This is a genomic window from Colwellia sp. M166, assembly GCF_024585285.1.
GTDB lineage: Bacteria > Pseudomonadota > Gammaproteobacteria > Enterobacterales > Alteromonadaceae > Cognaticolwellia.
On sequence record NZ_CP040755.1, the window covers coordinates 4,699,249 to 4,714,219 of the forward strand.

Here is a 14,971-nt window from a genome sequence, read left to right on the forward strand (position 1 = left end):
GTCATTTTAGTTGCTATGACTTAATTCTCTTCATGTTGTAGTTAGGCACGCGCTTTGAAATAGCAACTAAGCTTTTAGCTCGGGCTTATGAGGCCCTCAAGCATAGCTAAATGCACCATTTCAATTGAGCTAGCAATTTTTAATTTTCTTTTAATGATTGAAATATTATTAGCAACCGTTTTTTCTGATAGGTAAAGCTTCATGGATGATTGTTTCGTGCTTAAGCCTTTTGCTATACAGCAAAATATATCGAGTTCTCGGGCTGTGAGTTTTGACAAAGGTTGTGTCTCTTTAGTATGTGAATCTATATCAGGACTCAAATAGCTTTTACCTTCAGTGATAGCAGTAATACCGGCTAGAATAATATCGGTATCACTATTCTTACTGATATAGGCTTTTACTCCCATAGCCATCAAGCGTGAAGTCAAATAAGGATTCTGATAAATACTGAACACCATAAGATCTACATTTGGCCATTTAAGCTGTAATCGACGTATTAACTCAACCCCTCCAATGCCTGGCATGGATAGGTCTGTGATAATAAGATCAGGTAGCTCACGCTGGCACTCATGTAGTAGTTGCTCACCATTTATTACACTGGCGACTACTTGATAATCGGCTAGAGAGTTTAATAATAATGTTAGACCACTGCGTACTATGGCGTGATCATCAGCAATAACTATTTTTAATGGCATAATTCTTCCTGTGTTAAGAGCTCAAGTGGAATAGTAATAAATATTTCAGCCCCTTGTTTTTGTTTGTTAATCAAGCAAAAAACACCGTTGAGTGCTTCAGTTCGCTCGCGCATATTAATGATCCCCATGCCATTTGAATGCTCATGCTCTTGGTTAAAACCTTTACCATCATCTTTGATTTTTAATTGCAATAAAGAATGCTTTTTTTCATCTGATGATGTGATAAATTTCAGGCTAATTTCAATATGGCGAGCGTCAGCATGTTTACAGGCATTGGTGATGCCTTCTTGAACTATTCTGTAGACACTTATTTGTATTTCGTCATTCAAACCATAAGGTATGCTTTCAGTATTGAGTTCAAAGTGAATATTGTTATTTAGCTGACGCCAGTTTTGTACTAACTCTTTTATGGCGTCAACAAGACCCAATTGATCTAAGATGATGGGCCGTAAATTGTTAGTGATATTTCGAGTGGATTCGATTAATGCATTGGTGGCTTGGACAATACTGTGTGATGAAACTCTTAAGGTTTCATCGGCCTTACCTGTTTGACGGCAAATAAAGTCAGCTTGAAGTTTTATACCGGTTAATAGTTGACCTAGCTCATCATGTAATTCTTGAGCAATATGCTTACGCTCTTGTTCTAATATCAGGTAATTTCTGCATAATAACTGACGGTTTTCGGTTAGTAAGTTCTTATTACGACGCTCAGCATCGCAGCTCTCGGTAATATCTTTCAGCATTTTTAAGCACACTGTTCGTCCGTCACTCCAATCAATCATCGTGCTGGTGATTTGATACCAACGTTGTTTAGATTTGTTAAAATATTTCTTTTTAGTGATTGAATTATTTGTCAGATCATCATTGATGTTAGAGAAAAAGTTATCTCTAAATAAACACCAAGTTGATTGATTTTCATCCTTGTTTTGATAGATTTCAATTGCTTTTTTATTCATATAAACAGGTGGTTGCTTATTATCTTCAAGTACCACAACAGCGGATGCTATGCTGTCTAAAATCATTTTTAAGGTTTGTTCAGATTGTTGAATGTACTGTTTAGCTCGTAATTTACTGGTAATATCTATGACATGAACAGCGAGGTATGCTTGTTTCTCTATTGTTATGGGGAAGGCGAATATATCAGCATAAAATACTTCACCTTTATTACGAATAAATAATATTTTTTCAGCAACTGATGTTTGACCCGAGACTAATTGGTTAAATATTTCCTTTATTTTTTCAATATCTTTTTTGCGATGAAAGTCAATAATATTAAGCTTAGATAATTGTTGTTGGTTATAACCGACTAGCTCAGAGAAGCTCTGATTGCCATAACGGATGTTTTGTGACTTGACATCTATTACCACCATTGCAGCTAAGTTTTTAGAAAATAAACCTTGATACTCTTTTATTTTATTAAGCGCGCTGCGATGTATATTGATAATTAACCAAAAACCCGCGCTAGAAATGACAATAAAAAAAATGACTAATGCTGCTAGCCAATAGAGCCGCTCTTGCTGGCTATTTTGCTTTAATCGATTGGCATTTGAAATCAGCTCTAACGATATTTTCTCTCCGAGCAATTCTAGCTTATCAAGCTTGTTGGTGATTGCCTTAAACCAGTCATTAACATTTGTTTTAATGTGGTGATTGATTAACACCTGAGTTTTTATTTGTTGAACAAGCTCAAATGCTTGCTCATTGACAAGCGCCGAGAACGAGCGCTGTAGAGCATGACTTGCAAGCTCTGAAAACTCATGAAAAAATATATTTTGTTCTAATTCTAGTTTAACGAGTTCATTGTATTCATTATCTAAAAGTTCACCCCTAGCAAAAATAACACTAAAGGTTACTCTTTCAATCGCAACTTTTTCTTTACCTTTAATAAATAGCATATAAGCGGCAAATGCTTGAGTCAGTTCGCTATCGACAGTCGATTGAACAATAGTGGCGAGTAGGTCAATCAGCTTTTGATTTAACTGACTATATAATTTGATCGCATTAACTTCATCGATCGTGAAGTTGTCAACTTGAAGACGAATTTGCCCAAATTCAGTGAAAGAGTGATTAAAGCTTGCTAATCGTGTGTTGAATTTGCTGCTAACGGTAAAATTATTTGCGGCAAGTAGTTTATAAATATGGCGCTTACTTACTGTGACGAGCTGTCGTTGTTTTGCAAGTTCTGTGGTGAATTTACTACCATTAGTGGCAAGATAAACGCCAGCGTAACCACGCTCTTTTTGTAGCTCATGAAGTAGATGGCTGATTTTAAGCGTTAAGTTAGTTAATTGTTCTAAGTTAGTCAGTTGTGAGGCGCGAGTGGTTAATTTATCTATTTGAAATAAAGCCGCATTAATGGAGATTAATAAAGGCACGATAAAGAGTAATGATAACTTTATTTTATGACGAAACTGCGGTGAGGAAGACTGCTTGTCAACTTGAATAGCCGGTAAATAAGATAGCATAATTTTTCTTTTCATAATGCCTGCACTAACGGTTAGTGAAGTACAATTAAAATAAAATATCAGCGTTTATACTTTATCCATTTCACTAAGATAAAACACCTGTCTATCAACGACTTTAATGTAGATCAAGTTATACAAATATGTTCTCGGGAGTATTTCCCGATTTAACTTTTACTCTATTTTTTAAGTGCATTATCTCTATAGTAAAATGAAGGGAAATTCTGGATATTATTGCTTTTTGACTTTATGGGTAATGCGGTGACTCGACAATAAAAGCTATTAAAATGGAGAAGAAGTAATGCAGGCACTACAAAGCAACTTTAATCATTTATACCAAATAGGAAATCGGGGCGATTTAATTAAGGAGCTTGATAAGCATTTTAGCCTTGAGCAAGAAATAGCTCCCGACTTTTTACTCTCTTTTGCTATTTTAAAAGTTAATAAACATGGTGAAATTTTTAGTAGATTTGGTCGCGAAGCGGCAGAGTATGTTTTATCAATATTGCTAAAGCGCTTGGTTGACCTATTGAAAGAAGACGCGAGTATTTATCGTTTAAAGTCGGAAGAATTTGGCATTATTTTTACACACCTAAGCATGAGTGAGGTAAATGACTTTTTTACACTGCTTGCAAGACCGATCTCTTATGGCGATGAACTTATTGATGTTCAGTTAACACTGGGCTTAGTTGATCTGATTGCGCAGCTCAAAAGTCATAAGGAAGTTTTACGACGAGCGGATATTGCACTTAAATTAGCAAAATCAGAGCCGCTGAATTGGCAATGTTTTAATCATCACTTAGATGCATATAGTCATACCGACCGAGGCATGTTTATTGAGCTTGAAAAAGCCATAGAGAATAATTTATTACATTTGGCAGGCCAGCCAATATTTAACCTTGATACTGGCAAAGTGGCAATGGTCGAAATTTTGTTGCGTTGGCAACATGCTGAATATGGGGCGGTTAACCCGTTAAAAATAATTGAGCTGGCGAGTAAAAATGATTATTTGCCTCAAGTCGGTTTTTATGTCGCTAAGCAATTAATGCTATTTTTACGTGACCATGATGAGCGCTATCGAAATGTTACTTTTACTTTAAACTTTAATATGCCACAAATTATTAATATCACCTTAATACAGTCGGTACTTGACTGTTTTGAGCACTATGGCATAGATAAGTCTCGATTTGTTTTTGAAGCAACAGAAATAGACTCATGCCCAATTTCTGCTGATAAAGTGGTTAACCATTTTAAGTGGATAAAACAGCAAGGGATTAAAATTGCCATTGATGATTTTGGTGCCGGCTACTCAACACTTAATTATATTAATAGCTTAGATGTTGACATCATAAAAGTTGATCGTAGTTTAGTTTCTGATCTTGAAACTAGTCAGAGAACACAAGAAACATTAAGTGCTTTACTACAATTATGCCACAAATTAGCTGTTGTCATCGTGGTTGAAGGTATCGAAAATGCTTGTCAGCATCAATGGATAAAAGACATGAATATTGCCAATATTTTAGTACAAGGATATTTTTACGCTAAGCCATCATCATTGAAAAAACAGCTTTTCTGCACGAGTACTTATTTTAATAAGACCGATGATTCGTTATCCAAACTCATACCTCAAGGCATGTAAAGTATAACTATAGTGTCTTGCAAAATGGATATTGCCAAATAGTAAGTATGGAGTAAATTATTAATGATGGCACGAATGAGAAACCTCTCACTTAGGGTTAAATTAACCACCGCATTAGTTGTTGTTGCTATTTTACCTTTGTTACTGTTAAGTAAGTTATTTTTTATGACCAGTGAAGGGGCCTTAAAGGAAAGTACGCTAGCACAGTTAAGTATGGGGGCAGAATATAAAGTTGGAGAAATCCACCTTCTTATGGAAACATTAAAAACTAATACTACGGATTTTGCCTCAGATGGCTTCATTAAGAATGAATTAAGGGCAATTTCGAAAAAATCCCACTCAGCAGATGAGTTAAATTATCATTTACGAAAAAATAAACTGCCGATACAAAGTGATTTAATGTTTATTGATGTTGTTAATAAGCATGGCTTGGTCATTGCATCTAGTTTAGACAGTCGGATCGGGCATGATATATCAGAGCAACTTTATTTTCAAAGAGGACTGGCTCACAGCTATGTTGCTGAACTTAATCAGCATAATGCTTTACAACCTATCGGGATTGTAGCAGCACCTATTCTCAGTAATGACAGAGCACAATTACCACTTGGTGTTTTAGTTAATCATTACCGTATGAACAAAATCCAAGCCCTACTTTCTGGTCAACTGCTATTTAACCTTGGAGCTAAAGCTGAGCATCGAATACTTTCTGCTAGTGAGTCAATATATATGCTTACGCTCGAAGGTAAAGGCATTACCACATCGGAAAACACGTTAATTGAAGCACATCAGCCTTTTTATTTTGAGACCTACCCAATTAACCAGGTACGTAATTTTAAGCGAGAAAGTAAAGGTGTTTGGAGAAATCATCGAGGTATTGCCGTTTTAGGTGTTGCTATAATTACTGAAATAGATGGTTTGAAATTTATTTTATTAGCGGAGCAGGAGATTGAACAAGCATTTCAGTTAATTAACACCTTGAAATATCAATTTTATCTACTTCTTACCTGCACAGTAGTGGTGATCATTATACTATCTTTACTTTTAGCTTACTTTATTGTTAAGCCGCTAAAAACAGTTATAAACAGTTTAGATGTTGTTGCTTCTGGCGAGTTTGATGTTGGCATAACGGACATAAATCAGCGAGATGAACTGGGAAGCTTGATTGATAAATTTAATAATATGGCGAGAGAATTAAAAAAAATAAAAGCAGCCTCTGATGATAAAAATCAGCAATTGCTTGAGCTATCTGTTCGTGACCATTTAACTGGACTATTTAATCATCGCCATCTGATCGAATATGGTGAAACTCGGATGTTAGAAGCAAACCGAAGTGGCATGATGTTAGGGTTATTAATGATTGATATTGATCATTTTAAACAAGTTAATGATACCCATGGCCATCCTTGTGGTGATTTTGTTATCACTGAGGTCGCTGCGCTGTTAATAGAAAATCTTCGAAGCGTTGATATCATCGCCAGATATGGTGGTGAGGAGTTCGCTGTCATTATGCCAAATGCAACTGTCGATAATGCCAAGTTTGTTGCTGATAAAATTTGTCAAAAAGTATCGGAACATAAAATTAATTATGAAGGTAAGCAGTTTGATATTACTGTTAGCATCGGCATTGCAGTGCAACATGAGTCAGAAAATAAAATTATGGAAATAATTAAAAGGGCTGATCAAGCACTCTATCAATCAAAAGGTAATGGTCGTAATCAAGTTTCATTAGATTTATCGCTTTGCCATAAAAAGGAAAGCGTTGCCTAAGTTAACTTAATCTAGTCAACAGCCCAGCAAAGCTATTGACTCAGGATAGATAGAAGATTATTTGTTATAGCAGAGATTATTCAAGGCCAGTAATAACTCCGTTGTCGAGTAGCTCTATATTATTGGCTGAGGGGTGTTTAGGTAGGCCAGGCATGCGCATAATATTACCCGTTAAAATGACTAGAAAGCCGGCACCAGCATTAATTTGAATTGAACTTACCGTGACTTCAAAATCCCGTGGTCGGCCATGAAGTAACGGATCATCGGAGAGTGAACTCGGTGCTTTTGCAATGCAAATGGGTAAATGTGTTAAGCCGAGTTGCTCAACATTTTTTAGATCTTTTGCTGCTTGTTTTGAGAAAGCAACATCGTCAGCACCGTACATTGCTCGGCTAACCACTCTGACCTTTTCTAGTACGGATTCTTCTAATTGATAAAGCGGAATAAAAGCTTTACTTTTATCGACCGCGGCCATTACAACTTTAGCTAACTCAATTGCGCCTTTACCACCCTCTGCGTGGTGCCGAGTTTCAGCAAATGATACACCTAATTCAATGCAACGTTGGCGAATTAAGTTAATTTCGGCGTCGGTGTCGGTAGTAAATCGATTCAATGCTACCACTGCATGTTTATTAAAAAGTGCCACACTTTCGATATGTTTGTCTAAGTTTGCTAAGCCCCTTCTTACCGCCTCGAGATCTTGGGCAACTAAATTGTCTTGATGATTACCACCATGCATTTTTAAGGCGCGTACTGTGGTTACTAACACCACAACATCAGGATCAATATCTGCGATACGACATTTAATATCAAAAAATTTTTCGGCGCCTAAATCAAAACCAAATCCGGCTTCGGTAATTGCCCAATCAGCATGATGCATGGCCATTTTTGTCGCGATGATGCTGTTACAGCCATGAGCTATGTTGGCAAAGGGCCCACCATGAACAAAGGCTGGAGTACCCTCAAAGCTTTGCACTAAATTTGGCTCTAAGGCATCGCGCAATAATGCCATCATGGCACCAGTAATTTTTAATTGCTTTGCTACAATTGGCTCTCCATCGTAGGTATAGCCAATTAATGTTCGATCTAAACGTTGTTTTAAATCTTTTGCATCACAAGCTAAGCAAAGCATGGCCATCACTTCTGAAGCAGCGGTAATGTCAAAGCCACCTTCTCTGGGGATACCTTGCATTTTTCCGCCTAAACCGAGCACGATTTTCCGCAAGCTACGATCATTCATGTCCATTACACGACGCCAAACAATTTGCCGCGGATCAATCGACAAATCGTTGCCTTGGTAAATATGATTATCGATGGCCGCAGAGAGTAAGTTATTTGCGCTAGTGATAGCGTGAAAATCGCCAGTAAAGTGCAAGTTTATTCGATCAGCGGGCATTATTTGGCTATAACCACCGCCTGTTGCACCACCTTTCATGCCTAAGCAGGGCCCCAAAGAAGGCTCTCGGAGTGCCAAGCAGACAGATTCATTTAATTGTGTAAATGCCTGACCTAAACCTATTGTCGTGGTGGTTTTTCCTTCACCCGAGGGGGTTGGTGTTGTGGCTGAAACTAAAATAAGCCGGCCTTTTCTCGTTTGTGGCTTACTGAGTGCTTTAAGTGCTATTTTTGCAATATCTCGGCCGTAAGGATTAACATCATCAGCTGAAATATTAAGCATTTTAGTAACTTCAGTGATGGGTTTTGGCGTGAACTGTTGTGCAATTTCGACATCGGTGGCCATGTGCATTCCTGATTTATTGTGAGTGATTTGGCTTAAGCGCTTGGCGTAGCGTTCGAGCGAATAAGGTTAATCTATACTTAATTTACTCAGCTGTTGTTGATTTGCAACAAAAGCTATACGTTTTCTTGTTTTAGCAAGTCGAAGATTAGTAGCGTCTACTTTTCACGCTAAAGTTTACAAGGTAGTATTAAATTAAGGTTTTTATTTAGTGCTAATCATGAATATCAAAACATTTATATCAGCGCTTGAAGTGGTGAGCCCAGCAACAAGCAAATTGGCGAAATTTAAATATAGTGCCAACGGGCGAGTGTTGCAGTTTGATCACGTCCTTATTGAGCAGCCCTTACAAATACGTCTGTTGTGGCAAGAGCCAAATAGTGTCACAAGTTTTAGCCGAGTATTTTCCATTACGATGCGCACACCCGGCGATGATCAAGCATTGATTGTCGGCTTAATGCAGTCAGAAGGGATTATTGAACATTATCATCAACTTGAAAGTGTTAAACCCGAAACTGATGCACATAACGCTAAGCTATTAAGTGATAATGGGGGTGAAAATCAATGGGCCGTTAAACTGATTGCCGGTGTGGTACCGGACATAAAGTCACTTGAGCGCTTTCAAGTGACTTACAGTAGCTGTGGTTTATGCGGTACTACCTCATTAAAATCGTTAGATATGAAAAACCCACCAGCATTAAATAATGAGCCGCACTGGCTAGGTTTTACAACTGTTTGTGCAATGCCCAATATGATGCGTAAAGTGCAATCTCAGTTTACTGAAACTGGGGGGTCACACGCTGCTGCTTTATTTGATCAGCAAGGTCAGTTAGTCGACATAAAAGAAGATATTGGCCGCCATAATGCGCTAGATAAGTTATTTGGTGCTAGTTTAGGTATACGAGATATCCGCCATTCTCAATACTGTGTTTTGGTCAGTGGGCGTATAAGTTTTGAAATAGTACAAAAAACCATTATGGCCGGTATTGCGGTATTAATAGCTGTTGGTGCGCCTTCTGAGTTGGCGATATTAGCCGCTAAACGTTTTGATTTAACTTTAATTGGTTTTACCAATAAAACCGGCTTTAATTTATATTATGGTGATTGGCGATTGATGCCATTGGAGGAAGTATGTCAAAAAACTTAACCGCTTTAGCAAAACGCCAAGGCCTTGATAATACCTTATTTCAAACTTTAGTTGTCGGTGATGATGCCAAGTCAAAAGCACAACGCAAAGCTTTAGCAAAAGAACTGCTTATTGGTGAAGCTATTATTCATGGTACGGCCAGTTTTTACGATTTTATTGAGGGTGATAACGCCAATAAAAAAGCCTATGTTTGTAATGGTTCATCGTGTTTATGCGCCGCAAGCCAACCGCAGGTGACGGCGCAATTACTAGAACATTTTAGTGCCGACGACATTGGTTACGTTACCTGTTTAGGTCGTTGCGCACAAAATAGTGCTTTTCAAATTAATAAAGAAAATTATTCCGGTCAAGATATTGCCCGCTTAGCCGAGATCATTGAATTTAGTGTTATCGATTCAGCTGAAAGCTATCATGTTGAAACCAACTTAAAACCGGCAGTATTGACCGCTGAAATAGAGCACGTTGGGCAATATTATCAAGTATTTACTGAGGTTACTGGTAAGTTTTCTCGCGATGAATTATTACAACAACTTACCGATTCAGGCTTGCGTGGCCGAGGCGGAGCAGGGTTTCCAACCGGCTTTAAATGGCGTTCATGTCGCGATGCCAAAGGTGAAGAAAAGTACATTGTTTGCAATGCTGATGAAGGCGATGCCGGCGCGTTTAGCGATCGCTATTTATTAGAGCAACGACCACATTCCGTGTTGTTTGGCATGCTGATGGCAGGTTATTTAGCCGGTGCTGAAACAGGCGTGCTTTATATTCGCGACGAATACCCACAAGCCATTAGAGCGACAGAAAAAGCCATTATTGAATTTCAAGCCTTAGGTTTACTTGATAATTTAGCGTTTAGCTTTGATTTCAAGATCATACGCGGCGCCGGGGCCTATATTTGTGGTGAGGAAACCGCATTGCTGCGCTCGATTGAAGGGCAGCGACCTTTAGTGTCAGTGCGACCACCTTTTCCCACTGAAAGCGGCTTGTTTGGCTGTCCAACCATTTTAAATAATGTTGAAACCTTTGCCGCGATTAATTTTATTTTCAGTGTTGGTGCAGAGTCTTTCTTTGCTTTAGGTAATGGCAAATCAACCGGTAGTAAATTGGTGTCATTAGATGGCAGTTTCAATAAACCGGGTATTTATGAAGTGGTGATGGGGATGGAATTAACGGCACTGATTGAAATGGCCGGAGGCTTTGCTAAACCCTTAAAAGCTTTGCATATTGGCGGCCCATTAGGCGGGGTTGTACCGCTATCGGCGCTTGAAAAACTGACGTTAGATTATGAATCTTTTGCCGAAAATGGCTTTTTGCTTGGTCATGCCAGTGTTATTGGCTTACCAGCGTCACTGGCAATGATTGATTATATTGAACATTTATTTGAATTTACCGCAGCAGAGTCGTGCGGTAAATGTTATCCGTGTAAGTTGGGCTCAGTGCGAGGCCAAGAAATGATACAAGCGGCAATATCAGGCAAGCAATTGCTTAACCGTCAATTACTTGATGATTTATTAGAGACTATGCAATTGGGCTCTTTATGTGCCTTGGGTGGCGGTGTACCTTTACCCATCGAAAACATATTGCAATATTTTGCCGATGAAATTCGCCCTTATATCAAACAAACTAACACGACATTGGAGCAAGCTAATGGCTAATGTTATAACGAAAAAAGTCGCGTTTTTAAATGGTGTTGGCTACGAAATAGTGAATGGAGAGTCGGTATTAGCGTTTAGTCGCCGGCTTGAGCAAAGTAAGCAACATGAAATACCGACTTTATGTGATGACAGCCGACTTGATGCTTATGGCAGTTGTCGCGTGTGCTCGGTTGATGTGGCTTTGTCTGCTGACGGACCCAAAAAAGTTATGGCTTCGTGTCATACGCCGTTAGCTGATGGTATGCACATTTTTACTAACTCTGCGCGAGTTGAAAAACTGCGTAAAAATATAGTCGAATTAGTGCTTAGCGATCACCCTGAAAACTGTGAAACTTGCCCATCAAATAATTATTGTGAATTACAAGATGTTGCTCATGCCACAGGCGTGAGAGAAATACGTTTTGGCAATCAACAAAGCCGTGGTAAACAAAGCCGAGACAGCTTACCAGAGGTAAGTAAAGACAGTGGCCATCCTTATATGCGTATGGATTTGTCGTTATGCATTGATTGTAATCGCTGCGTGCGAGCGTGTGATGAAATTCAGGGCGAGCAAGTATTGTCAGCGCAGGGGCGAGGCTTTGCTAGTCGAATTATTAAAGGCCAAGATGTCAGCTTTGATGACTCTGATTGTGTCTCGTGTGGCGCGTGTGCGCAAACCTGCCCAACCGGTGCTATTACTGATGTATTTCGTGCTAATCGCAGACCTGATGCAGAGAAAATTCGTACTATCTGTTCCTATTGTGGCGTGGGTTGTAATTTAGAAGTTTCAGTTAAAAATAATGAAATATTATCGATTGAAGCGCCGAATGATGCTGCTGTCAATGCCGGTCATACTTGTTTAAAAGGCCGTTACGCTTGGCGTTTTTACAATCATCCCGATCGTTTAAGCTCGCCACTCGTGAGAATTGACGGCGAGCTGAGGCCTGTATCTTGGCAATATGCTTTTGACTATCTCGCTGAACGTTTATTGCGTATTAAAGACCGCCATGGTGGTCACGCAATTGCTGGTATCTCTTCAGCGCGCTGTACCAATGAAGAAAACTATTTACTACAAAAAATGATCCGTGTGGTACTTGGCACCAACAATATAGATTGTTGTGCACGGGTATGTCACTCGCCCACGGCTTATGGCATGCAGAAAAGCTTTGGCACTGGCGCTGCAACCAACTCGATTGATGATTTAAAGCACACCGAATTTATTATGCTCATTGGTGCTAATCCGACGGCAGCGCATCCTGTTACAGGCGCAAAAATTAAACAAAAGGTAATGAAAGGCACACCGCTAATTGTAATTGATCCAGTAGAAACGGAACTTGCTCGTTATGCGCAGTGGCATATTCAATTGCGCCCAGGGACTAATGTCGCGGTGCTGAATATGATGGCATATTTTATTATTGAAGCGGGCTTAGTGGATACGGCATTTGTCGATAGTCGTACTGAAGAATATCAAGCCTATCATGATGCCATTATGGCGTTAAATATTGAAGCGTTAGCCGCGGTTGCGGGTGTTGATAGTGCTTTAGTGCGCGATGCTGCGATTGCCTATGCAAAGGCAACTAATGCCATGAGTTTTCACGGCCTAGGCGTGACGGAACATTCTCAAGGTAGTCGGGCTATTATGTGTATTGCCGATCTGACCATGCTAACCGGTAATATTGGTCGCGCTGGTGTTGGTATGAATCCGCTACGCGGACAAAATAATGTTCAAGGAGCGGCGGATATGGGGTGCCAACCGCATCAAGGTGCCGGTTATCTCCCCGTCGATATTGACGAGAATGATCAGTATTATCAAGCACATTATCAAGCAGAGATGCCAAAAGACATTGGTTATAAAATTCCAGAGATGTTTAATGCGGCACTAGCCGGTGATTTGAAAGCTCTATGGATTTTGGGTGAAGATGTTGTGCAGACCGACCCTAATCAACAACATGTTGTAGCGAGTTTAGCAAAGTTGGATTTGTTGGTAGTACAAGAAATTTTCTTATCTGAAACCGCTAAAATGGCCGATGTTGTTTTACCAGGTAGCTCATTTTTGGAGAAAAGTGGCACTTTTACCAATGGTGAGCGCAGAGTTCAAAAAGTTAATGCGGTTGTTACCCCGAAAGCGGGATGTAAAACCGATGGTCAAATTATTGTTGAGATGATGAATGCCTTAGGTTATCCGCAAGCTAATTATCAGGCAGATGTGATTTTAAAAGAAATAGCGCAAGTGGTGCCATTTTTTGCTGGCATTACGTGGGAAAATTTAGGCAAAAATGGTCTGCAGTGGCCAGTTACTATAGGGGGAGATGAGACAAAAATATTACATATAGACTCCTTTAAGCGCGGTTTAGGGCGCTTTCATTTTTATCCCTTTGAAGAAAGTCGGGAAATAGAAAAAAATGCTCAAGCCTTCCCGTATATTCTTACCACTAGCAGAAATTTAGAGCACTATAATTGCGGCACGATGACGCGACGCACGGGCAATAACGCACTGATGAGTGAAGATGTGCTATTAATCAATAGTCTTGACGCGGCGAAAAAAAATATAAATCATAATAGCGCGGTGCGGTTGTTTTCTGCGCGTGGAGAGATCGTGTTAAAAGCGCAAGTAAGTGACAAGGTTAATAAAGGAATATTGTTTACTACCTTCCACTTCCCAGAGCTGATGATCAATCGTGTAACCGGCGATGTGACTGACAAGCATACCAAGTGTCCTGAATATAAAGTAGTTGCGGTTGACATTGAAGCTGTTTAGTTTTGTTATTAAACAGCTATGCTGTTAACTTACATGCTCTAAGTATCGCTGGAGAGATTAATTATTTAATCGACTTTTACTCTACTTGATAAATCCGTTAACGAGAGGGCTACTCGATAGTTTCGCTTTTATTTAGGTAGGTTAATTGCTCATTAAGCCAATGAATGGCATTTTCACGCCCCAGCTCTAATCCGGAAAATTCTTTAATATTTAAATTATCCATATGGCGCACAGATTTCAAATCTCTTGTTTGTTGTTCACTGGCTTTATTGTAGTTAATGATAGCGAGAGCTTTTAAGTTTTGCTCTGAGCCAATACAAAGAAGTGCTTCATAGGCAAAGCGGTAACTATTGATTCTATTAACAAGAACGGCATAACTTCCTGAAAAATGTTGTGCCATTAAAGCGTCATATTCATCAACTATCTCTAAAGTTATTTCTATATTTTCATTAATGATAACTTCAGCAATATTTGCATCAAGAAAGTTAATTTGGCCAAAGCTAGTATTCAACTTCATACCTTTGTTTGCTCCTATAAGTTTTTACTTTATGAATGATGAAAACAATGGCTTTAAACTCACAGCCTTCTTACTGATGTATTTATAAAAATAGGTGATTATGTCTACTTTATCCAATTATCGGGCTAATTAAGCTATAACAGCAAGTGAATAGATGAAAGAATTGTTGCAGTTTTGTATCTAACACAAGGTGAGCTTTTATCTGCTTGTTATATTAAAGCTAAATACTAGAAGTTATATTTTTCAGTAAGGAGTTGATAATCAAGGCTCAATTTATACTTATACCAATTTTACTAAGTTTCTTCCCACTCAGTGAAATTTAAAAGGTTTAGAGGTACAGTTTCACAGTTCCAGGCTGAACCTAAGTACATCCATCTAGGCAAGGCTTTGATTAAATCAATAACGCAGCATACAAGCCTTCTAGGCTCACTAATGCAGCTCTGAGGTGGGAATAAATTTAATAGAATTAGTATAACACATGTTGATAGAGCTCTAATTCGAAGCCCACTAGTTTTATTTAATGACAAAAGGTGCTTTAGAAAGCCCGACAACTACCTTGAATGTTGGTTTTTCCATACTGTGGGTTGATGAGATTAACGCCAGGGTGAAAATGATAA

At 38.9% G+C, this 14,971-nt stretch carries 9 protein-coding genes; 5 read left to right on the top strand and 4 right to left on the bottom strand.

The window, feature by feature from the left end; all coding sequences use genetic code 11:
- Nucleotides 1-74: 74 nt before the first annotated feature.
- The gene (locus tag FGD67_RS21115; RefSeq protein WP_257172982.1) at nucleotides 75-695 is read right to left on the bottom strand and encodes a response regulator transcription factor; all 621 of its coding nucleotides are present in this window, start codon (nucleotides 693-695) and stop codon (nucleotides 75-77) included.
- A complete protein-coding gene (locus tag FGD67_RS21120) occupies nucleotides 686-3,175 on the bottom strand; it encodes a nitrate- and nitrite sensing domain-containing protein (protein ID WP_257172983.1) in 2,490 nt (829 codons plus the stop codon). Before FGD67_RS21120 ends, FGD67_RS21115 begins: the two co-directional genes overlap by 10 nt.
- Before the next feature lie 283 nt (nucleotides 3,176-3,458).
- Here FGD67_RS21120 and FGD67_RS21125 point away from each other — a divergent pair, with 283 nt between their 5' ends.
- Together FGD67_RS21125 and FGD67_RS21130 are read left to right on the top strand one after the other, a co-directional pair.
- Entirely contained in the window at nucleotides 3,459-4,796 is a 1,338-nt protein-coding gene (locus FGD67_RS21125; RefSeq protein WP_257172984.1) for an EAL domain-containing protein, read from the top strand.
- Nucleotides 4,797-4,859: 63 nt separating this feature from the next.
- Nucleotides 4,860-6,563 (top strand): diguanylate cyclase, encoded by a 1,704-nt coding sequence (locus FGD67_RS21130; protein ID WP_257172985.1) that lies wholly within the window; start codon nucleotides 4,860-4,862, stop codon nucleotides 6,561-6,563.
- Between the two features lie 76 nt (nucleotides 6,564-6,639).
- Here FGD67_RS21130 and FGD67_RS21135 read toward each other — a convergent pair whose 3' ends face one another.
- Nucleotides 6,640-8,304, bottom strand: coding sequence for a formate--tetrahydrofolate ligase (locus tag FGD67_RS21135; protein WP_257172986.1), 1,665 nt, complete (start codon nucleotides 8,302-8,304; stop codon nucleotides 6,640-6,642).
- Between the two features lie 217 nt (nucleotides 8,305-8,521).
- On the opposite strand from FGD67_RS21135, the gene FGD67_RS21140 reads away from it, so the two are divergent.
- Genes FGD67_RS21140 through fdhF form a run of 3 tightly spaced genes read left to right on the top strand, consistent with a single transcriptional unit; the run spans nucleotide 8,522 to nucleotide 13,837 of the window.
- Complete coding sequence (locus tag FGD67_RS21140; protein ID WP_257172987.1) at nucleotides 8,522-9,448, top strand: formate dehydrogenase accessory sulfurtransferase FdhD; 927 nt, start codon at nucleotides 8,522-8,524, stop codon at nucleotides 9,446-9,448.
- Entirely contained in the window at nucleotides 9,433-11,100 is a 1,668-nt protein-coding gene (locus FGD67_RS21145; RefSeq protein WP_257172988.1) for an NADH-ubiquinone oxidoreductase-F iron-sulfur binding region domain-containing protein, read from the top strand. The genes FGD67_RS21140 and FGD67_RS21145 overlap by 16 nt, the downstream gene beginning before the upstream one ends.
- Entirely contained in the window at nucleotides 11,093-13,837 is a 2,745-nt protein-coding gene (gene fdhF / locus FGD67_RS21150) for a formate dehydrogenase subunit alpha (protein ID WP_257172989.1), read from the top strand. Before FGD67_RS21145 ends, fdhF begins: the two co-directional genes overlap by 8 nt.
- A gap of 109 nt (nucleotides 13,838-13,946) precedes the next feature.
- On the opposite strand, the gene FGD67_RS21155 is transcribed toward fdhF, so the two are convergent.
- On the bottom strand, nucleotides 13,947-14,354 hold the full coding sequence (locus tag FGD67_RS21155) for a hypothetical protein (RefSeq protein ID WP_257172990.1): 408 nt from the start codon (nucleotides 14,352-14,354) through the stop codon (nucleotides 13,947-13,949).
- Nucleotides 14,355-14,971: the final 617 nt, after the last annotated feature.